Raw genomic sequence first — 20465 nt, forward strand, 5'->3', positions numbered from 1 at the left:
CACCCGCCGAAAATCCGTGCACCGCAGTAGCGGCAAGTGCGGCTGCCGCCAACCTTGCTCTTTACGCCACGCGGCGCACGCGATAAGGAACGGCCCGGCCGCGTTGGGGCGTAGCCAAGCGGTAAGGCAGCGGTTTTTGGTACCGCCATTCCCTGGTTCGAATCCAGGCGCCCCAGCCATTTACCTTTTCAAGTCGTTGGATTTGCACGGTGCGTTTCGGGCGACACCATTTGAAGCGCCATTCCGCACCTGTGCAGGAAACTAAGGCACTTAAGCTGCCAATCCGGTCGGACGACCTACTTCAAGGTCCGGCCTCTTCGCGCAAGCTTCCGGTGCTCTCGTTTGCCGATCATCGGCCGGTGCGCGTGCGAAGAACATCGGCTCTTCATCGACGCGACCCGGACACTCGCAATACTAAAGCTGCAAGCAAATATACTTCAGCTCAATGTAATCATCGATTCCGTATCTCGACCCCTCGCGACCCTGGCCGCTCTCCTTGACGCCGCCGAACGGGGCTGCCTCGTTGGAGATCAGGCCGGTATTGATGCCGACCATGCCGTATTCCAGCTTTTCGGCCACGCGGAAGATACGTCCGACGTCCCGCCCGTAGAAATAGGAGGCGAGGCCGAACGGCGTGTCGTTGGCCAGGCGGATCACCTCTTCCTCGCTGTCGAAGCGGAAAATCGGCGCAATCGGGCCGAAGATTTCCTCATGGAAGAACGCCATTTCGCGCGTGGTGCCGGTGACGACGGTCGGCTCGAAGAACGTGCCGCCCAGCGCATGGGCCCCGCCTCCGACCGCGACCGTAGCCCCCTTGGAAGCCGCATCGTCGAGAAGTTCGCGCACCTTGGAAACGGCGGCGTCATCGATGAGCGGACCGATGTCCACATCCGGCTCGGTTCCCGCGCCGACCTTGAGGCTCGCGACGCGCCGCGCCAGGCGCTCGACGAAAGCGTCATGCACGCCCGCCTGCACGAAGAGCCGGTTTGCGCAGACGCAGGTCTGCCCCGCATTTCGGTATTTCGAGGCCATGGCGCCTTCGACCGCCGCATCGATGTCCGCATCGTCGAAGACGATGAACGGCGCGTTGCCGCCCAGTTCCATCGAGGTGCGCTTTACCGTGTCGGCGCACTGTTTCATGAGTTCCTTGCCGACCTCGGTCGAGCCGGTGAAGGAAAGCTTGCGGATCACCGGATTTGAGGTCAGTTCGGCGCCGATTTCGCGGGCCGATCCGGTCACGACCGACAGGAGCCCTTTCGGGACGCCAGCACGCTCGGCAAGAATGGCGAGCGCCAGCGCCGTCAGCGGCGTCTGGCTGGCAGGCTTGAGCACCATCGCGCAGCCTGCCGCAAGGGCCGGAGCGATCTTTCGGGTGATCATCGCCGCTGGAAAGTTCCATGGCGTGATCGCTGCCGTCACACCGACCGGCTGCTTGAGCACGATGATGCGGCGATCGGCGGCGGGACCGGGGACCGTGTCGCCGTAGACGCGCTTGGCCTCCTCGGCGAACCACTCGATATAGGACGCCGCGTAGGCGATCTCGCCCCTGGCCTCGGCAAGCGGCTTGCCCTGTTCGCTGGTCAGTATCAGCGCCAGATCGTCGGTGGCGGCCACGACGAGGTCGAACCAGCGACGCAGGATGTTCGCGCGTTCTTTCGCCGGGCGAGCGGCCCATGCTTCCTGAGCCGTCGCGGCTGCCGCGATCGCCAAGGCAATCTCACTGCGGTCCACCGCAGGTACCTTGGCAATAGTCGCCCGGGTTGCGGGATTGGTGACGCTGATCGTCTTTCCGCTTGCGGCAGCAACCCAATCGCCTGCAATCAGGTTGCGGCTTTCCAGCAGGGACGAGTCATTGAGAGAAAGGGTCATGACGCCTCCTTCACGAGGCCCTGAAGGGCGGCGCGGGTCGCTTCGGGGATAGGGCACGGCTTGCGGGTGCGCGCATCGACATAGACATGCACGAAGAAGCCTTCTGCGGCGGCGATGTCGCTTTCGTCTGCGAAAAGCGCGATTTCGTAGCGGACGGACGAGGTGCCGAGCTTCGTCACCTTCATCCCGGCAACGACGCCCTGCGGATAGGACAGCTCGCCGTGATAGCGGCAGCCGGTTTCAGCGACGAGACCGATGGCCGAGCTGTTCTTCGTGTCGAGAAGGCCGTTACGGATCAGCCATTCATTCACCGTCGTATCGAACAGCTTGTAATGCACGACATTGTTGAGGTGGCCGTACACGTCGTTGTCGCTCCAGCGCGTCGTGTGGGCACGGAAATGGATGTAGTCGGCACGGGTACCGGGGGGCGCGCGCATCACCAGGCCTCCCTGTAGATCGCCAGTGCGTCGGTCTCGCTCACCGGCCGCGGATTGTTCACCAGGAGCCGCTGCTGCTTCATCGCATCGGACGCCATGCGCGGCAGGGCATCTTCCGGAATGTTCACGTCACGCAGGCGCATGGGCATCTGCAGGCGGCCGATCAGCGACTGAAGCGCGGCGACGAAGGCCTCGGCACGGCCTTCCTCGGGCATGTCGGCCAGATGCGGAAACGCATCGGCAGCGATCTCGGCATAGGCGGCGGCGGCGGCGGGCAGGTTGAAGCGCAGGACAGCCGTCAGGACCAGCGCATTCGACAGGCCGTGCGGGATATGAAAGATGCCGCCGACCGGATAGGCAAGCGCGTGAACGGCCGCGACCGGCGAATTGGCGAAGGCCTGTCCCGCAAGCATCGATCCCAGCAGCATAGCCTCGCGTGCAGCGACGTTGCCCCCGTCCATGACGGCGGTATCGATATTCGCGCCCAGAAGACGCAGCGCCTCGCGCGCCAGCATGCGCGACAGCGGATTGTTGTTGGCGCTTGCCGACGTGTAGGCCTCGATCGCGTGAACCATCGCGTCCACGCCGGTTGCCGCGGTGATCGGAGCGGGCAGGCCGAGCGTCAGCTCCGCGTCGAGGAGTGCGATGTCGGGCAGAATGGCCGGAGAGGAAACGCCACGCTTCTCGTCGCCGCCCACGGTCAGGATCGCGACCGGCGTGACTTCAGAGCCGGTGCCGGAGGTGGTGGGAACGAGCACCAGCGGGAGCCGTGGGCCGACCGCGTTGTTGACGCCCCAGGCATCATCGAGGGGCTGGTCGGACCCCAGCAGCAGCGCGGCCACCTTCGCGACGTCGAGCGAGGAGCCACCGCCGAAGCCGAGAATGCCTGTCGCCCCTGCAGCGCGCCCTTCCTCTACCGCGGCCATCAGCGTGGCGACCGATGGGTCCGCCTCGACGGCATCGAAAACCTTGACCTCGTGCCCGGCTCCCCGCAGTGCGGCGATGGCCGGATCGGCGAGGCCCAGTTTCGTCAGTCCCGGATCGGTGATCAGCAACACCTTGGGGCCCAGCAGGCTTCCCGCATGCCTGTCGATCTCGCGCGCCGCGCCGGAGCGGAAAACGATCGACTTGGTCGTGTTGAAGGCGAAGGGGTTCACGGTCTTCCTCCCGTAGCGAACGGCTCCCGCCAGAGCCGCAATCATCAGACCATCGAAAAGCCGCCGTTGACGCTGACGACCTGGCCGGTCACCCACGACGCCGCGTCACTTGCCAGGAAGGCAACCATCGGAGCGACATCGCCTGGCTGACCGATCCTGCGCAGCGGGTAGGCCTTGACGATCTTGTCCATGTTCTTGGCGAGGAAATCCGGATCGCTGTGCGAGGTCTGGATCAGTCCGAGCGACACCGTGTTGACGGTAACGTTGTTTCGGCCGAGTTCGCGGGCAATGGATTTGCCGAGCTGGATGGTCGCACCGCGAGCAGCGGCGGCCAGCGCGAGATTGGCTTCGCCGATCCGCGAGCTGTCGCCGACGATGTTGATGATCCGCCCACCGTTTTGCGCAATGAAATGTTCGGTCACCGCATGGCTGCAATGCAGCGCTCCGTAGAGGCAGGTATCGATTTGCGCCTTCCAGTCGGCGGGCGTGCTTTCGACGAAGCGCTGGTATTTCACATAGCCGGCGTTGTTCACCAAAATGTCGACCCGGCCGAAGTCGGCCACGATGGCCGCGACCATCGCTTTCACCTGATCGTAGTCTGAAATGTCTGCCTGATAGGCCTTGGCCTGCGCGCCGGCGTCGACCAGCTCGGTCACGAGCCCGGCGGCCTCGGCTTCGGATTTGCGATAATTGACCGCAACGGCCGCGCCGAGGGCGGCAAGTTCCCGCGCGATTTCAGCTCCGGTATCGCGACCTCCGCCGGTGACGAGCGCGACTTTGCCAGCAAGAGAAAGCTGCATGAAAAGAACTCCTGGAAAAGGGGCGCCTAGTGGCGCCGTTCGGAAAGTCGGCCGAACAGATATCCGACCGCAGCTATCAAAATGAGTTGCACGGCAGAGCCGAACTCGGGCGAAAGGGCCTGGTGCGAGACGGCAGCAGGTACGCCCCCCTGAAGCCCCGTGAGCCACAGAAAGGCAAAGATTGCCGCCATCGCCAGCGCGACCAGAAACCCAGCACGCGACCCGCCGGCGGGCGCCGGGTGCGCTGCGGGAGGCACGGCGTGGTGTGCGTCTTGCGATGCAACGGGAGCATGCCCGGCCTGTTGCGCAGCGACCGTTGAAGCGGCCCCTGCCCCGGCAGATGCGGCCGAAATAGGCGCGGCGCCCTCACTATGGTACTGCCTGCGGATTTCGGTTGCGAACTTGTCGAAGAAGGCTTCGGACAACTTGCGCGCCGTGGCATCGACCAGCCGCCCGCCCAACTGGGCCAGCTTCCCACCAATCTGCGCATCGACGCTGTAGCTAAGCAGAGTGCCGCCATCCACCTCGTCAAGGGTTACGAACGCACTGCCCTTGGCGAAGCCGGCGACGCCGCCCTGCCCCTCGCCGGTGATGCGATAACTGACCGGGGCGTTCAGTTCAGAAAGTGATATCTTGCCGGAAAACTTTGCGGAGACTGGCCCGACCCTGATAGCGGCTACCGCTTCCATTTCGGTATCGGAGGTCTTTTCAAGAGACTGACAGCCAGGAACACAGCTACGCAGGATATTGGGATCGTTAAGCGCTCTCCAGACGGCTTCACGTGTCTCCGGGATCAGCTTCTGACCCTTCATTTCCATGTGAAAACCTCCCCTTTCGAGCTGGAAACCACCAGCGGACAAGTCGCCGCCAACCCCTTCCGTTGCCTTGACATGCACCATTTTAGTCTAGTAAAGCAAGTGAAAAATTGGCGAGAACGCTGAAGGAAGCCCGCGGCGCACCGGCGTGCTCACGACCCTTCGGCTCGAGAGGCTTCGTTGAAACCCGCACGATTCGACTACGTCAGGGCGGAGAGCGTCGACCACGCCCTTGAAGTGCTGTCGCAGAATGGCGATGAAGCGAAGATCATCGCGGGCGGACAGAGCCTCATGCCGATGATCAACTTCCGGTTGGTCAAGCCTTCGGTTCTCATCGACATCAACCGCATCCCCGGCCTCGAGATCATCGAGGACAAGGGTGACCGGGTGCATATGGGCGCGCTGGCTCGCCACAGGATGACAGCTTGTGATGCGACGATCCGGCGGAAGATCCCGGTCCTGCATGAAGTCATGCACCATGTGGCGCATATGACCATACGCAATCGCGGCACCTTCTGTGGCAGTGTCTGCCATGCCGATCCCGCCGCCGAGATGCCGATGATCGTGCAGATGCTGGACGGTGAAATCGAGATCGCCTCGGCATCGAAGCGCCGGGTGCTTCCAGCTGCCGCATTTCTGGTGGGCTCCCTGGTCAACGCGCTCGAGCCGGATGAGATGGTGACGGGGATCACCATCGGCACGTCGCCTGCCGGCGCAGGCTGGGCGTTCGAGGAATTCTCGCGAAGACATGGCGATTTCGCCATGGCCGCCATCGCCGTCACCTTGCGAACGGACGACGGGCGGGCGATCCGCGATGCACGCATCGGCATGACGGGCGTGGGAGAAACAGCCATGCGCCTGCACGGATTGGAAACGTTGCTGGAGGAGCGCCAGCTTGACGACCTGTTGCTCGGCGAGGTCGCTGAATGGCTGAACGACAATTTGAGCCCGAACGCGGACATCCATGCCAGCGCAGACTATCGTCGCAATCTGTCCGGCGTGCTGGCGGGCCGTGCCATTCGCAGGGCACATGCCCGGGCGCTGGAAATGAGGACCATCGGCCATGGATGACGGCGAGACGGAAGTGACGCTCACTGTAAACGGCATCAACGTCACGCGCCGCGTGGAACCGCGCATGCTGCTTTCGGACTTTCTGCGTCACGAACTCGGCCTGACGGGCACGCATGTCGGGTGCGAGCACGGCGTTTGCGGCGCCTGCACCGTCACGCTCGACGGGCGCTCCGCGCGCTCCTGCCTTACCCTGGCCGTCATGGCCGACGGGATGGAAGTGGAAACGATCGAGGGACAAGGCACGCCGGAAAACCTTTCGCGCATCCAGAAGGCGTTTCACGACCACCACGGCCTGCAATGCGGCTTCTGCACCCCCGGAATGATCATGGCCATCGCCGATCTGCTCAAGCATCACGCGCTCGAGACCGACGAGCAGATCCGGGAAGGCCTGTCGGGGAACATCTGCCGCTGCACAGGCTACGTCAACATCATCAAGGCAGTTCGAGAACTGGCGAAGGAAAGAGGGCCGCTGACATGAAGATGGACATTCTGTCCGCTGGACGGCTGAGGATGCGCAAGTCGATCTACATGCCTGCTGAAAGCAAAGAGGAGATGGTCGAACTGCCGGTGGTCTCGGTTCTGCTGCGCCACAGCGCCGGCAACGTGCTCTTCGACACCGGCTGCGCGCCGCAGGCCGCCGATGACCCGGCCGGGCGGTGGGGCGGACTGGCCAAGGTGATGCAGCCGATCTTTTCGGCGGCCGATACGGTTGTGCACCAGCTGCCCAAGCACGGGCTCTCCGCCGACGACATCGATGTCGTGATTTGCTCTCACCTTCATCCCGACCATTGCGGCTGCAACGCCGCTTTCGGGCGCGCCACCGTTTTCGTGCATCGCGCCGAGCTTGCCGCCGCACGCGCCGAAGGTGCCGACAAGCAGGGTTACCTGCCGCAGGAGTGGGACATCGCGCAGGGCTATTCGGAGATCGACGGGCAGAAAGACCTGTTCGACGACGGGAAGATCGTCCTGCTGCCGCTGCCCGGTCACTCCCCCGGCCTTACTGCCGCGCGCGTGGAGCTCGAGCGCGACGGCACGTTCCTGCTGGCTTCCGACGCGGCGCCGATGACGCGCCATGTCGATGAAGGCTACGCCCCCAAGAACAGCTGGGACATGGACCTTGCCGTCAGCGCGCTTGAAGAAATCAAGGTGCAGAAGGACCGTGGCGCAACGGTGATCTGCGGGCACGACGAAGCGCAATGGCAGCAGCTTTCATCGAGGCAAGAGGGCTTCCGGTGACGAAACCCGACTACTCCGATGTGACGATGCGCCCCAAGCTCGTGGGCAAGCGTATCAAGCGGACGGAGGACCTGCGTCTTCTGACTGGAACCGGTGAATATGTGGATGACATGCAGGCCCCCGGCATGCTGCATGTCGCCATCCGCCGGTCCGACCAGCCGCACGCGAAGATCGTTTCCATCGACGCTACCGACGCATTCGAGGTTCCCGGTATCGTCGCCGTGTTCGACATGAGCGATTTCGAGGGCGAATGCGAGCCGGCGGTTCCGACCTCGCGGATGAAGGACTACTACGCCACGCCGACATGGCCGCTGGCGCGCGGCAAGGTGCGCTATGTCGGCGAACCGGTCGTCGCGGTGGTGGCCGAGAGCCGCTACGCGGCCGAGGACGCGCTGGAGCACATCCGCATCGAATACGAGGCCTTGCCCTTCGCCATTCGGCAGGTCGATGCGGTGAAGGACGACGCGCCCCTGCTGCATGAAGAGGCGGGCACCAACGTCATCATCAAACGCGAATTCGTACGCGCCGACGTGGACGAGGTTTTCCGCACCGCTGCCCACACTGTCGGCGGCACCTTCCGCATGACCCGCAAATGCGCGAGTCCTATGGAAAATCGCAGCTACATGGCGCAGTGGGACAAGCGTCGACGCTCTCTTACACTCTATACGTCGTCGAACATTCCAGGCGTCGTGCGCGACGTGCTGTCCGGTTGCCTTGGCCTTTCCAGCCATCAGCTACGTGTCGTCGCGCCCGATGTCGGCGGCAGCTTCGGCGGCAAGGGCTCGCTTTACGGCGAGGAGATGCTGGTCTGCCTGCTGGCGCGAAAACTCCAGCGGCCCGTGAAATACGTCGCCGACCGGCTGGAAGATATTGCCGCCATGAGCCAGGCTTTCGACGAGCTCATCGAGGCGGAGCTAGCCTTCGACGATGAAGGCCATTTTCTCGGCCTTCGGGCGGACGTCATCGGCGATGTCGGCGCTTTTTCGATCTATCCCTGGACGGCGGCACTGGAAACCGTACAGGTGATCAGCTTCCTGCCCGGCCCCTACAAGATCGATGCCTATCGCGGACGTATCCGCGGCGTGCTTACGCCTAAGCCTCCGACGGGCCCGTATCGCGGCGTCGGCAGGCCGTCATCCACCCTGGCGATGGAGCGCCTCGTGGACATGGCAGCGCGAAGAATCGGCATGGACCCGGCTGAAATCCGACGGCGCAATCTCGTGCGCGACGAGGATTTCCCTTACCGCACCGCGCCCGGAATCATCTGGGACCGGTCGGCCTTTCGCGACTGCCTCGAGGGTGCGTGCAACGCGCTGGACTATCCACGCCTGCTGAAAAGACGCGACCGCATGCGGGCCGAGGGCAGATGGGTCGGCATCGGCATTGCAAGCTATGCCGAACTGACCGGGATCGGGTCGCGCATCTCCGTCGCCCCCGGCATGCCGATCAATACAGGTACGGAGACGGCGAACATCTCGATCGATTCCACAGGGGTCGTCACGGCCGCCTTCGGCGTCGCCTCCCACGGACAAGGGCTGGAAACAACGCTGGCCCAGATCGTCGCCGACGAGTTGGGCTGTTCTATGGGCGATATCGTCGTGCTTCACGGCGACTCGTCCCTCGTGCCGATGAGCTCGGGAACCTATGCGAGCAGGTCCGCCGTGCTGGGCGGCGGCGCAGCGGCTTTGACCTCGCGTACGCTGAAGGCCAAGGTACTGGCCATGGCGGCTATCCTGATGGACGCCGACGCAGCCGACCTCGACATTCATGAAGGCCTCGTCACCTCGCGCACATCGAACCAGAGCATGACGCTGCGCGAGGTTGCCACGGCAGTCTACAACCAGATGGGCCGGATCCCGCGCGACCAACGCGTCGACCTGACAGCGCAGCAGACCTACGATCCCTATCTCGGCACGGCCTGTTCATCGACCCATCTTTGCATGCTGGAGGTCGATCCGGGCACCTATGGCGTGAAGATCCTGAACTATGTCGTGTCGGAAGATTGCGGGCGGATCATCAACCCGATGATCGTTGACGGCCAGGTTCATGGCGCGGTCGCACAGGGGATAGGCGCGGCGCTGCTGGAAGAGGTCATCCACAACGACGAAGGACAGAGCGTGGCCGCCAGCCTTGCCGACTACCTGCTGCCGGTGGCCACCGACATTCCCGACATCGAGATCGTCCATATCGAAGCGGAGCTGCCAAACAATGTCGGCGGGTTTCGCGGCATGGGCGAAGGCGGCACGATCGGCACGCCGGCAAGCATCGCCAACGCGCTCACCGATGCACTGTCACATCTCGATATCGGGGTGGACATGCTTCCCGCCACTCCGGAGAGGCTGTTCCAGTTGGTCAGGACTGCTCGAACGAGCGAGCGCGCGACGATCTGACGATCTATCTATTCGGGCAGCTCGTAGCGCAGGATATAATCGGTATCGCGGGCATCGATCGCCTGCTTGCACTCCGAACACACCACCGTCGGCGTGAAATCATGCCCGCATGGCTTGTGGCGCAGACGCATTGGCGGCTTGCCGTTTGTAAGCCACTTGTCGCCCCATGCCATCATCACGATCATCGGCTTGTAGAGAGCCAGGCCCTTCTGCGTGAAGCGGTACTCCTGGCGGTCGCCGTTGCCATACGGCACGCGGCGGAAGACTTCCGCCTCCACTAGCCGGTTCAGCCTGTCGGTCAGGATGTTGGGCGCTATGCCGAGATTTTCGCGCATCTCCTCGAAGCGCCGAACGCCGGTCCACCCCTCTCGCAGGATCAGGAAGCTCCAGCGGTCACCGATGATCGCCAGGCTTCGCGCGACCGAACACGGCCTTCCGCGCTGCAGGAGCATGGGATCGGAACTGCGGCGCGAGCGTGGGCGGGTTTCGACCGGTTCATAGCCTGCGCCCGGACCGTCACGAGAGGCGACGGCGCGGGCATCCACCGGCTCGAGGCAGTTAGAGCAGACGGTGACCGGGCTGCACTCCTGTCCGCATCTCGTATGGATAAGTTGCAGCGGCGGGGGCTCGCCCCCGGCGAGCCAGTTATCCCCGAACTCCATCAGCGACAGCATGGCCGGAAACAGGTCCTTGCCCCGTTCGGTCAGAAAATACTGGTGGCCCGGCTCTCCGGCCCTGCGGCCGATGGCGAATATCTGCTTTTCGACAAGCACGTTGAGCCGTGACGACAGCGTCTGGCGCGGTATGCCGAGACGCGCCTGAAACTTGTCGAAGCGGCGCACGCCGAAGAACGCCTCGCGCAGGATGAGGAAGTTCCAGCTGTCGAGAACGATGTCGATCGTCTTGCGGACCGACGAGTGTCGCTGCATCACGACCGGCATCGTAGGGGAAACAGTCACATGCTGATCCATTGCGCTGTAAGCCTCCGCAGGACGAAGCGTTCCCCTATACCTATCAAATTTCCCACGCAAATCTGCCCCCACGCCGGCGGCGAATTCGCTTTCATTTCTGCCCCTCCCTGCCTGCGGTTGCACGCAGGGAGACATCGCGTAGCACGCGTTCGCGCAGGTATTCCACAGTTTCCCCGTAAAAGCCCCTGCGGAAAAGCATGACGCAAGCCATAAACACCACGCCGATGACGAGCGAGACCGGCAGGCCGGACGTTGCAAGGAAATGTCCGATCATGACGACGAAGATGGCCCCGACCAGCGGTCCCCACAACGTTCCGATGCCTCCGATGAGGACCATCAGCACGACTTCGCCTGAAATGTGCCACGACACATCCGTCAGCGTCGCCAGTTGGAACGCCGATGCCTTGAGCGCGCCTGCGAGACCCGACAGGGCTGCGGAAAGGGTGAACGCAAGCAGCTTGTAGCGGCTGACATTCAGCCCGAGGGACGTCACGCGGGCCTCGTTCTCCCGGATCGCCCCGAGGATGTGGCCGAAAGGTGAATGCACGGTCCGCCGGATAAGCAGCAAGCAGATTACGACGATCGCCAGCACGACATAATAGAGCGTATGCGTGTCGCGCAGATCCAAAACGCCCAAGAGCGTGCCGCGCGGCACGTTCTGGATCCCGTCTTCCCCGCCGGTAAAGGGTGCCTGCACGGCGAGGAAATAGATCATCTGCGCCAACGCCAGCGTGATCATCGTGAAATAGATGCCCTGACGCCGAATGGCGATCAGGCCGAAGACGAAGCCAAGCCCACCGCCGACGACGACGCCGAACAGCAGGGAGAGTTCGAAAGGCCAGCCCCACACCTTGGCGGATTGCGCGAAGGCATAGGCGGCACCGCCGAAGAAAGCGGCGTGCCCGAGTGACAGCAGGCCCGCGAAACCCAGTACGAGGTTGAGCGCCGCCGCAAACAGCATGAAGCAGAGCACCTTGACGAGAAACAGCGGGAAAATCGCCATCGGTGCCGCCAGCGCAACTACGGCGGCCAGGGCGAGCAGCCCGTAGCGCATCGGGTCTGAGACGAGTCTCGGCCGGAAATCCTTGTAGCGATGAGCCATCTTACTTGTCCTTTCCGAAGAGTCCGGCCGGGCGCAGAAGCAGGACGAGGATCATCACGATGAAAACGGTTATCGCCGACGCGGTGGGAAAGAACACCTTCGTAAGTCCCTCGAGCACCCCCAGCATCAGGCCGGTGACGATCGAACCCATGATCGAACCCATGCCGCCGATCACGACCACCGCGAAGACGATGACGATGAGGCTCGAGCCCATGTTCGGGCTGACCTGATAGATCGGAGCCGCCATCGCACCGGCCAGCCCGGCGAGCCCGACGCCGGCCGCGTAGGTAAGGGTTAGCATCAGCGGAACGTTGATGCCGAAAGCCGTTACCAGTTTGGGGTTCTCAGTGGCGGCGCGAAGGCGCGCGCCCAGCGGCGTCTTCTCGATCAGCACCCACGCAACGAGGCAGATGGCGAGCGACGCCACGATCACCCACGCGCGGTAAACGGGCAGCATCATGAAACCGAGATTGTAGACGCCCTGCAGGCTGGGCGGCACCGGATAGGACTTTCCGCCCGCGCCGTAAATCCAGCGGAACACGCCTTCCAGCGCCAGAGCCAGTCCGAAGGTGAGCAGCAGGCTGAAGAGATGATCCAGCCCGTAAAGCCGACGCAGCATCGTGCGCTCGAACACCGCGCCGAAAGCGCCGACTATCAGCGGCGTCAGGACCAGGGACGGCCAGTATCCGACCCCTGCATAGGTGAGCAGTCCCCAGGAGACGAATGCACCCACCATATAGAAGGCGCCGTGGGCGAAATTGATGACATTGAGCAGGCCGAAGATGATGGCCAGCCCCAGCGACAGAAGCGCGTAGAACGATCCGTTGATCAGGCCGATCATCACCTGTCCCGACAGGACGGCGAGCGGCACTCCGAAAAGCTCGGTCATGTGGCCCCCTTAGATGCCGAGATAGCGGTTCAGCTGGTCCATGCTCGCGGACAGGCTGTCATTGGCGAATTCATCGACGACGCGGCCTTGCTCAACGACGTAGTGACGGTCGGCGACGCCGCGCGCGAAATTCAGGTTCTGTTCGACCAGAAGCACCGTGAAGCCCTTCTCTTTCAGCCGCACCAGCGCCTTGCCGATCTGCTCCACGATGACGGGCGCAAGGCCTTCCGTCGGCTCATCGAGAAGGATGATGTCGCAACCGGTGCGCAGGATGCGGGCTATCGCCAGCATCTGCTGCTCTCCACCCGAAAGCCTCGTGCCCGTCGTCGTGTCGCGTCCCTTGAGGTTCGGGAAGAGTTCGTGGATCGCATCGACGGACCAGCCGCCCTGACGCACCACCGGCGGCAGCATGAGGTTTTCGCGCACGGTCAGGGAGGAAAATATCCCCCGCTCCTCCGGGACGAAACCAAGACCCAGATGGGCGACCCGATGAGGCGGCGTGGACAACAGATCATGGCCGTCGAGCAGGGCGCTGCCCCTGCGCTTGCGCATGACGCCGGCCAGAGCGCGCAGCGTGGACGTCTTGCCGGCGCCGTTTCTGCCCAGCAGCGTGACCACCTCGCCGCGCTTCACATCGAACGTGACGCCATGCAGGACGTGGCTCTCGCCATACCATCCTTCCAGCGCCGAAACCTGAAGACGGATTTCAGCCATGCGCTCCTCCCATGTAGGCCGAGCGCACCTCTTCGTTCGCCGCGACCTCGTCGTAGCTTCCCTCGGCGATTTTCTCGCCCCGGCGCAGCACCGTGATCCTGTCGGATATGTCCGCCACCACCTTCAGATTGTGCTCGACCATCAGGACGGTGTGCTTGCCTCCCAGCGAGCGAATGAGCGCCGACGTGCGCTCAATATCTTCCTGGCCCATGCCGGCCATCGGCTCGTCAAGAAGGATGAGTTCGGGATCCAGGGCCAGTGTCGTGGCAAGTTCCAGAGCACGCTTCCGGCCGTATGGCAGATCGGCAGCCCGCGTATAGATGAGAGGCTCGAGCCCCACCTGACAGACCAGCTCATGAACCTGGTCGTCGAAGCGATGCAATCCGCGTTCGCTTCGCCAGAACCTCCATGTATCGCGACCGTGCGCCTGCAGTGCGACGCGAATGTTTTCGTAAACGGTAAGGTGAAGGAAGACCGAGGATATCTGGAACGACCGCACCATGCCCAGCCGCGCTATCGCAGCGGGAGGCGCATGGGTGATGTCCTTGCCCTTGAAGCGGATGTCGCCTGCGGTGGGCTGAATGAACTTGGTCAGCAGATTGAAAAGCGTCGACTTGCCGGCCCCGTTCGGGCCGATCAGCGCGTGAATGTTACCCGTCTCGACATCCAGGTCGACACCTGAGACCGCAACGAAGCCGCCAAATGATTTGCGCAATCCTCTTGCCTCGAGGATGCAACTCGATGTGCTCACGACGTCTCCTCCCTGCCATCTGAATGAACGGCATTGTCGAAGAAACCATTCCGGAGAACGGTTCCGTCCGACCCAGATAAGTCTAACTATGAAACTTATATGCATGTCAAGGAGGCACCAACGCGTAGCCGCAAATGCGCCAGTTTGCCCAATAAGTCTACCTATTGACGATCGGGGTTCAGTAATGCAATGAATATGGAGTTCCACAATGATACTGGAAAATTCAGTATCCCTTCATACTCGGGAGGATGAAGACATGAGACGTTTCACGACGCTGTCGATTGCGGCAGCGCTGATGTTGTCGGCTGCCCACGGGGCGCTCGCACAGGATGGGCCCGTGCGCATCGGGGTGCTGACCGACATGAGCGGCCAGTTCAGCCACGAGGCCGGCGAAGGCTCGGTCACCGCGGTTCGCATGGCAGTGGAGGACTTCGGAGGTGAAGTGCTCGGTCGCAAGATCGATGTGCTCGTTTCGGACCATCAGAACAGGCCGGAGCTTGCCGTCTCGACCGCTCAGGAGTGGTATGAATCGGGCGGCGTGAACCTGATCGCCAATCTGATCAACTCCGGCATCGCGCTGGCTGTTGCAGGTGTGGCTGCGAACCACAACGGCATCGCCATCGTCAACGGTTCGGGCTCCTCGCGCATCACCGGCGACGGTTGCACCCCGCATTCCATCCACTACGCCTACGACACCTATGCGCTGGCCGTTGGCACCGCGCGCGAACTGTCGAAGCAGGGCCACGAGAACTGGTTCTTCCTGACCGCCGACTACGCCTTCGGCCATGCGCTGGAAGCCGACGCCTCCGCTATCGTCACATCGCTTGGCGGCACGGTCGAAGGTGCGATCCGCTATCCGATCGAAACCACCGACCATAGCTCGTTCATGCTCCAGGCAATGGGTTCACCTGCGGATGTGGTGGCCATCGCGGGATCGGGAACGACCTTCATAAACGCCGTCAAATCGGCCGGCGAATTCGGCCTGACCAGCAGCGGCAAGACGCTTGCGGGCCTTCTCGTGTGGTTGACGGACACCCATGCGCTCGGCCTCGAAGCCGCGCAGGGAATGATCCTCACCAACGGTTTCTACTGGGACCGTGACGATGAGACCCGCGAATTCTCAGCGCGGTTTGCCGAACGTATCGGCCGTCCCCCGCATATGGGCGACGCCGGCGACTACTCCTCCACTCTTCACTACCTGAAGGCCGTCGAGGCAGCAGGCACCACCGATGCCGACGCGGTCATGGCCAAGATGCGCGAAATGCCCGTCAACGACTTCTTCGCCAAGGGCGGCATCATCCGTGAGGACGGACGTATGGTCCATGACATGTATGTCTACCAGGTCAAGACGCCCGAAGAGTCGACGGGCGAGTGGGATGTCTACAAGCTCGTCAATGTCATTCCGGGGGAAGAAGCGTTCCGGCCGCTGTCGGAAAGCACCTGTCCGCTGGTAAATAACTGATATTACGGGCGGCGCGTGACAGCGCCGCCCGCCTTTCGTACGGGGGCAGTCGCGATGACGGACATTCTGGTCGAGCAGGAAAACGGCGTGGCCGTCGTGACGCTCAACCGCCCGGAACATCGCAACGCACTCACCTACGCGATGTGGAACGGGCTTGACCGGGTGTTCGGCGAACTCGGACGCGACCGAAGCGTCAAGGCCGTGGTCCTGACCGGCGCCGGAAGCGATTTCACGGCTGGCGCCGACATCGCGGAGTTCGGCACGATACGGGACGATGCCGAGCAAGCCCGCGCATATGAGGTCGCCGTCGACCTCGGCTGCGACGCCATCGCGCAGTGCCCCAAGCCTGTCATTGCCGCCTGCAAGGGCTATACGTTGGGCGGAGGGATGCACGTCGCCATGTCCGCCGATTTCCGCTTCGCGCCAAAGGAAGCCCAGTTCGGCATTCCTGCCGCGCGCCTTTCCATAGTCTACGGCGTGCAGGCAACGCGCAAGTTGCTGGCGCTGGTGGGGCTGACGGAGGCCAAGCGCATTCTCTACGCAGGGGACCGCTTCGGATCGGACCGGGCGCTGAAGGCAGGCCTGATAGACCGCATCTGCGACGATCCTCTCGCCGAGGCGATCGCGTTTGCCCGCGATCTGGCCACCAGTTCCGCACCCCTGACGATCGGCGGAGCCAAATACATTCTCAACGGTCACGCCATCGCGCCATTCGATGCGACCGAAGCGGAGCGCCTGATCGACCAGGCAGCCGCCAGTCATGACTATCGCGAAGGCCGCGCCGCCTTCGCCGAAAAGCGGCCTCCGGCTTTCCAGGGGCGTTGAGGCACTAAGTGGATACGAGGCGGCTGCCGCCGCCGGGAGGCTGAAATGATACGATTCGATCTCATCGCTTCGGTTGGCGACCTGCTCCAGCGCCACGCAACAGCGACACCCGACAAGCCCGCTTACATCGACGACAGTCGCACCATCACCTGGGCGGCGCTGGAAACCGAAACCGCTGCACTCGCGCACGATCTCGTTGCCGGCGGCCTCCAGCCCGGCCGGTCGGTCGCTGTCTGGCTGCCCAATTCGGTCGACTGGGTGGTGGCCACGCTGGCGACGCTCCGCGCCGGCGGTGTCGCGGTGCCGATCACCGTGGAGGCCACCTTCAATGAAGCCGACTATCGCATCGAGGACAGCGGCGCGCAGGTCATCTTCGCAGATGCCTCCACCCGATCCGTGATGGAACAGATCGAAGCCTCCGGCCGAACCCTGCCACGGATCATCTGGCGGGAGGCCGGCCTCCCGACAATATCGGGAGCGGACGCGCGCCAGCTTCCCGTCGAAGACATTCACGCGCCAGCCTTCATCGTCTACACCTCGGGAACCACCGGCAAGCCGAAGGGCGTCGTGCTCTCGCAGCACTCGATGCTGTGGGTTTCCGCCGCCTGCTGGGTGCCAATCGCCGGTCTTTCGGCCGATGATGTGGTCCTGTCGCCCCTGCCGCTTTTCCATTCCTATGCGATCAACATCTCCGTTCTGGGGATCCTTGCGACCGGTGCGACGGAACGGATCATGGGCAAATTCTCGCCCGGGCGTGCCCTGGAAATCCTGCAGCAGGGTGAAGTCACGCTGATGCCCGGCGTGCCGACGATGTTCCACTACCTGCTGCTCACCGCACGCGAGAACAAGGTCGCCTCGCTCGGACGATTGCGCGTGTGCATCTCGGCGGGCGCGATCCTTCCCGCAGCGCTCAACCGCGATTTCGAAGCACAGTTCGGCGTCGAACTTCTGGACGGATACGGCATCACCGAGACATCAACGATGGTCACGATGAACTGGCCGGGCAAAAGTCGCATCATGGGCTCTTGCGGGCTGCCTTTGCCCGGCGTCGCCGTCCGCATCGTCGACCCTGCCACAGGACTGGACTGCGTGCGCGGTGAGGAAGGTGAACTCATCTGCTCGGGGCCCAACCTCATGCAGCGTTATCTGAACAAGCCCGAGGAAACCGAAAAGGCGCTGCGAAACGGCTGGTATCACACCGGCGATCTCGCGCGCGCCGACGAGAACGGATTCCTGACCATAACCGGTCGGCTAAAGGAACTGGTGATCCGCGGAGGCCAGAACATCTCGCCTGCCGAGGTCGAAGAAGCGCTTCTGGAGCACCCCGCCGTGCGCGATGCCGCCGTGGTCGGCGTACCGCACGAGACGCTTGGCGAAGTGCCGGTGGCCTATGTCGTATGGGGCGAAGAACCGGCGGCGGCGGACGACCTCATCGCCCATTGCCGCAAACTTCTCGCCGCCTACAAGATCCCCACGGACGTGAAGGCGATCGACGCAATTCCCCGCACGGGATCGGGAAAAACAATCCGCTTCAAACTCCGCGATCACTACATCTCGGAGCGATGAGGGACGAGCCTGCGGGCAACAAACCTCGAAAGCTCGCTCCAAAACCGGCACGACGCATCGAGCGATCTCTCGAATTGGCTGGGTCGGCGAGAGCTACTTGCAATCCGTTGTACGCTGGCGCTCGGTCCGGACCGTGTCGCCGAGCGGCGGCGCGGCCAGGAAGAATTTCGACGTAGTTAGGATATGGCCTCAGGCGAGTTTCGATAGCAGCATGGCGTGGTCGGCCGCTGACAGGGCGATACCCTCGCGGGCGGACCGTTGGCGCTCGAGCAGTCGTCTGTCGCCGGGCAGGCGCGACTGGCCTGCCTCCACCGTCAGCGCGCAGATTTCCGAGACGCGCTCGCGGAAGACGCCGTTTCCGCCGCGCTCCGGGTCGATGACGATGAAAAGCTGTCCGGTCTTGGGCGTCTGCGCGCCCTTGAACTCGCTCCAGTCGAACTCGCCGGAAAAGAAGCCGCCCGTCAGCGCCGCGGCGAGGATCTCTACCATCAGCGCGAAGGTAGATCCCTTGTGGCCGCCAAACGCCAGCAGCGCGCCGCCGTTCAGTATCTCCTTAGGGTCGCGCGTCGGCTTGCCGTCCTTGTCCACACCCATGCCTTCTGGAAGCAGCCGGCCTTCCCGGGCGGCGATCTGCACGTCGCCATTGGCAATCGCGCTCGTCGCAAGATCGAACACGAAAGGCGGCTCATCCTTGCGCGGGGCCGCAAAAGCAATCGGGTTGGTCCCGTATAGCGGTCTCGTGCCACCATGTGGGACGACGCAGGTCATGCTGTTGACGAAAGCCAGCGCCACCAGCCCTTCCTCGGCGAAGGGCTCGACATCCGGCCAGAGTGCACTGAAATGATGCGAACGGCGGATGGCCAGAAGCCCGATGCCATGCTCCTTGACGCGATCCACCAGAAGGTCGCGGGCAGCGAAGAACGCCGGCTGCGTGAACCCATTCTTTGCGTCCACGCGGATATAGGCCCCGCCGGTGTCATCCACCACGGGAACCGCCGCGCCATCCACCCATCCGCTGTTCAGCGTCGAGACATAGCCGGGGATGCGAAAAATCCCGTGGCTGTGCGATCCGTCTCGCTGACAAGCGGCACAGTTGCGCGCAAGGATGGCGGCGTTGGGAGCCGAGACGCCGTGACGGATGAATATGCGTTCGAGAAGGTCAGTCAGTTCGTCGAAAGATACGACGACCACTTCGTCCTGCCTGTTTTCGGTCAATGGCTTGTCCCCAGTCTTTGCTCAACCAGCGCGTTCCAATAGCGCAGGCCGTGGATGATCGCTGCGTCATTGAAGTCATATGCGGGATGATGCAGTCCAGCGGAATCGCCGTTGCCGAGCCATATGAAGGCACCGGGGCGCTGTTCGAGCATGTAGGAAAAGTCTTCCGAGCCCATGATGCGCGGGCAGTCGTCGTCGACACGATCGCCTCCGGCAACCCGGCGCGCAGCAGCCAGAATCTCTGCCGTCATCGCCGGGTCGTTCACCGTTACCGGATAGCCCGGCCGCCAGTCTGTCTCGACCTCGAGCTCGAAAAGCTTCGCCGAGGACGCGACGATGTCGCGGAAGCGGGCCTCGACCGCCTTGCGGGTTGCAGGATCGATGGTGCGAATGGTGCCGCCAAGCTGAACGGATGCCGGGATGACATTGAGTGCGCCGACGCTGCCGGCAGCCAGATGGGTCACGGAGATGACGACCGGATCGAACGGATCGGTATGGCGCGACGCAATCGACTGGAGGGCGGACACGAGATGGCCGCTCGCAAGCACGGGGTCCGGCGTGTGGTGCGGCGTGGCTGCGTGGCCACCGCGCCCGCGCAGCGTCACCAGGAAGCGGTCGCCCGCCGCCATCAACGGGCCTGGCCGCGTTGCGAAGGAGCCCACAGGCAGGCCCGGCTCGTTATGCATGCCATAGACCTCCTGGATACCGAAGCGTTCGAGAACGCCTTCTTCGATCATCACCCGGCCACCGGCGCCACCTTCCTCCGCCGGCTGGAAGATCAGCACCACTGTTCCGGCGAAATCGCGCGACCCGGCAAGTTGTCTTGCCGCCGCCAAAAGCATCGCGGTGTGCCCGTCATGGCCGCAGGCATGCATCCGGCCTTCCACCTTCGAGGCATAGGGAAGGTTCGTCCGTTCCGACATCGGCAGAGCGTCCATGTCGGCGCGCAGGGCGATCGTGCGGCCCGGCCCGCGACTGCCCCGAAGCACGGCGACGACGCCGGACGTGGCGATGCCGGTGATAATCTCATCGCATCCGAACTCACGCAGCTTGTCTGCGACGAAGGCGGAGGTTTTGGGCAGATCGAAGAGCAGTTCGGGGTTCTGGTGGATATGACGCCGCCAGCTTACGGCTTCCTGTGCGATCGCTTCCAACCCGTCCTGCATGCGTGATCCCCTTTTCCGATACCTTGGCG

At 63.3% G+C, this 20465-nt stretch carries 19 protein-coding genes and 1 tRNA gene; 8 read left to right on the top strand and 12 right to left on the bottom strand.

Features of this window, described 5'->3' with window-relative positions; genetic code table 11:
* Positions 1 to 104 precede the first annotated feature (104 nt).
* Positions 105 to 179 (top strand) — tRNA-Gln (locus FY036_RS05405).
* A gap of 235 nt (positions 180 to 414) precedes the next feature.
* On the opposite strand, the gene FY036_RS05410 is transcribed toward FY036_RS05405, so the two are convergent.
* From FY036_RS05410 to FY036_RS05430, 5 genes are read right to left on the bottom strand one after another with little or no spacing between them, the layout of a single operon-like run.
* The gene (locus FY036_RS05410; protein ID WP_148913679.1) at positions 415 to 1869 is read right to left on the bottom strand and encodes an NAD-dependent succinate-semialdehyde dehydrogenase; all 1455 of its coding nucleotides are present in this window, start codon (positions 1867 to 1869) and stop codon (positions 415 to 417) included.
* Positions 1866 to 2306, bottom strand: a complete 441-nt coding sequence (locus FY036_RS05415) for an acyl-CoA thioesterase (protein WP_148913680.1) — start codon at positions 2304 to 2306, stop codon at positions 1866 to 1868. Before FY036_RS05415 ends, FY036_RS05410 begins: the two co-directional genes overlap by 4 nt.
* Entirely contained in the window at positions 2306 to 3463 is a 1158-nt protein-coding gene (locus tag FY036_RS05420) for an iron-containing alcohol dehydrogenase (protein ID WP_148913681.1), read from the bottom strand. Before FY036_RS05420 ends, FY036_RS05415 begins: the two co-directional genes overlap by 1 nt.
* Before the next feature lie 44 nt (positions 3464 to 3507).
* A complete protein-coding gene (locus FY036_RS05425) occupies positions 3508 to 4263 on the bottom strand; it encodes an SDR family NAD(P)-dependent oxidoreductase (RefSeq protein WP_148913682.1) in 756 nt (251 codons plus the stop codon).
* Positions 4264 to 4289: 26 nt separating this feature from the next.
* A complete protein-coding gene (locus FY036_RS05430; protein WP_328593095.1) occupies positions 4290 to 5162 on the bottom strand; it encodes an SRPBCC family protein in 873 nt (290 codons plus the stop codon).
* 96 nt (positions 5163 to 5258) lie between these two features.
* Between FY036_RS05430 and FY036_RS05435 the strand changes: the two genes are divergently transcribed.
* Genes FY036_RS05435 through FY036_RS05450 form a run of 4 tightly spaced genes read left to right on the top strand, consistent with a single transcriptional unit; the run spans position 5259 to position 9775 of the window.
* Positions 5259 to 6149: an FAD binding domain-containing protein gene (locus tag FY036_RS05435; RefSeq protein WP_148913683.1), complete on the top strand. Its 891-nt coding sequence runs from the start codon at positions 5259 to 5261 to the stop codon at positions 6147 to 6149.
* On the top strand, positions 6142 to 6627 hold the full coding sequence (locus FY036_RS05440) for a (2Fe-2S)-binding protein (protein ID WP_148913684.1): 486 nt from the start codon (positions 6142 to 6144) through the stop codon (positions 6625 to 6627). The genes FY036_RS05435 and FY036_RS05440 overlap by 8 nt, the downstream gene beginning before the upstream one ends.
* Positions 6624 to 7385 (top strand): N-acyl homoserine lactonase family protein, encoded by a 762-nt coding sequence (locus FY036_RS05445; protein WP_148913685.1) that lies wholly within the window; start codon positions 6624 to 6626, stop codon positions 7383 to 7385. Before FY036_RS05440 ends, FY036_RS05445 begins: the two co-directional genes overlap by 4 nt.
* Positions 7346 to 9775 carry a xanthine dehydrogenase family protein molybdopterin-binding subunit gene (locus FY036_RS05450; RefSeq protein WP_235897539.1) on the top strand — a complete coding sequence of 810 codons (2430 nt, stop codon included), beginning with the start codon at positions 7346 to 7348 and terminating at the stop codon, positions 9773 to 9775. Before FY036_RS05445 ends, FY036_RS05450 begins: the two co-directional genes overlap by 40 nt.
* An 8-nt stretch (positions 9776 to 9783) precedes the next feature.
* On the opposite strand, the gene FY036_RS05455 is transcribed toward FY036_RS05450, so the two are convergent.
* The 5 genes from FY036_RS05455 to FY036_RS05475 form a co-directional block, all read right to left on the bottom strand.
* Positions 9784 to 10704 carry a winged helix-turn-helix transcriptional regulator gene (locus tag FY036_RS05455; protein WP_148913722.1) on the bottom strand — a complete coding sequence of 307 codons (921 nt, stop codon included), beginning with the start codon at positions 10702 to 10704 and terminating at the stop codon, positions 9784 to 9786.
* Positions 10705 to 10837: 133 nt separating this feature from the next.
* Positions 10838 to 11848, bottom strand: a complete 1011-nt coding sequence (locus FY036_RS05460; RefSeq protein ID WP_201744696.1) for a branched-chain amino acid ABC transporter permease — start codon at positions 11846 to 11848, stop codon at positions 10838 to 10840.
* Position 11849: 1 nt separating this feature from the next.
* Positions 11850 to 12737 carry a branched-chain amino acid ABC transporter permease gene (locus FY036_RS05465; protein ID WP_148913686.1) on the bottom strand — a complete coding sequence of 296 codons (888 nt, stop codon included), beginning with the start codon at positions 12735 to 12737 and terminating at the stop codon, positions 11850 to 11852.
* Between the two features lie 9 nt (positions 12738 to 12746).
* Positions 12747 to 13451, bottom strand: coding sequence for an ABC transporter ATP-binding protein (locus tag FY036_RS05470; protein ID WP_148913687.1), 705 nt, complete (start codon positions 13449 to 13451; stop codon positions 12747 to 12749).
* Positions 13444 to 14202, bottom strand: a complete 759-nt coding sequence (locus FY036_RS05475) for an ABC transporter ATP-binding protein (RefSeq protein ID WP_148913688.1) — start codon at positions 14200 to 14202, stop codon at positions 13444 to 13446. The genes FY036_RS05470 and FY036_RS05475 overlap by 8 nt, the downstream gene beginning before the upstream one ends.
* 256 nt (positions 14203 to 14458) lie before the next feature.
* On the opposite strand from FY036_RS05475, the gene FY036_RS05480 reads away from it, so the two are divergent.
* The 3 genes from FY036_RS05480 to FY036_RS05490 are packed head-to-tail and all read left to right on the top strand — an operon-like array spanning position 14459 to position 18055.
* Positions 14459 to 15664, top strand: coding sequence for an ABC transporter substrate-binding protein (locus FY036_RS05480; protein WP_148913689.1), 1206 nt, complete (start codon positions 14459 to 14461; stop codon positions 15662 to 15664).
* A 54-nt stretch (positions 15665 to 15718) separates the two neighbouring features.
* Positions 15719 to 16489 (top strand): enoyl-CoA hydratase/isomerase family protein, encoded by a 771-nt coding sequence (locus tag FY036_RS05485; protein ID WP_148913690.1) that lies wholly within the window; start codon positions 15719 to 15721, stop codon positions 16487 to 16489.
* Between the two features lie 45 nt (positions 16490 to 16534).
* The gene (locus FY036_RS05490) at positions 16535 to 18055 is read left to right on the top strand and encodes a class I adenylate-forming enzyme family protein (protein ID WP_148913691.1); all 1521 of its coding nucleotides are present in this window, start codon (positions 16535 to 16537) and stop codon (positions 18053 to 18055) included.
* A gap of 189 nt (positions 18056 to 18244) precedes the next feature.
* Here the strand turns inward: FY036_RS05490 and FY036_RS05495 are convergent, their stop codons facing one another.
* Positions 18245 to 19270: an Ldh family oxidoreductase gene (locus FY036_RS05495; RefSeq protein ID WP_148913692.1), complete on the bottom strand. Its 1026-nt coding sequence runs from the start codon at positions 19268 to 19270 to the stop codon at positions 18245 to 18247.
* The gene (locus FY036_RS05500; RefSeq protein ID WP_148913693.1) at positions 19267 to 20436 is read right to left on the bottom strand and encodes a M20 aminoacylase family protein; all 1170 of its coding nucleotides are present in this window, start codon (positions 20434 to 20436) and stop codon (positions 19267 to 19269) included. Before FY036_RS05500 ends, FY036_RS05495 begins: the two co-directional genes overlap by 4 nt.
* Positions 20437 to 20465 lie beyond the last annotated feature (29 nt).

This window comes from Neoaquamicrobium microcysteis, assembly GCF_008180155.1.
Lineage (GTDB): Bacteria > Pseudomonadota > Alphaproteobacteria > Rhizobiales > Rhizobiaceae > Aerobium > Aerobium microcysteis.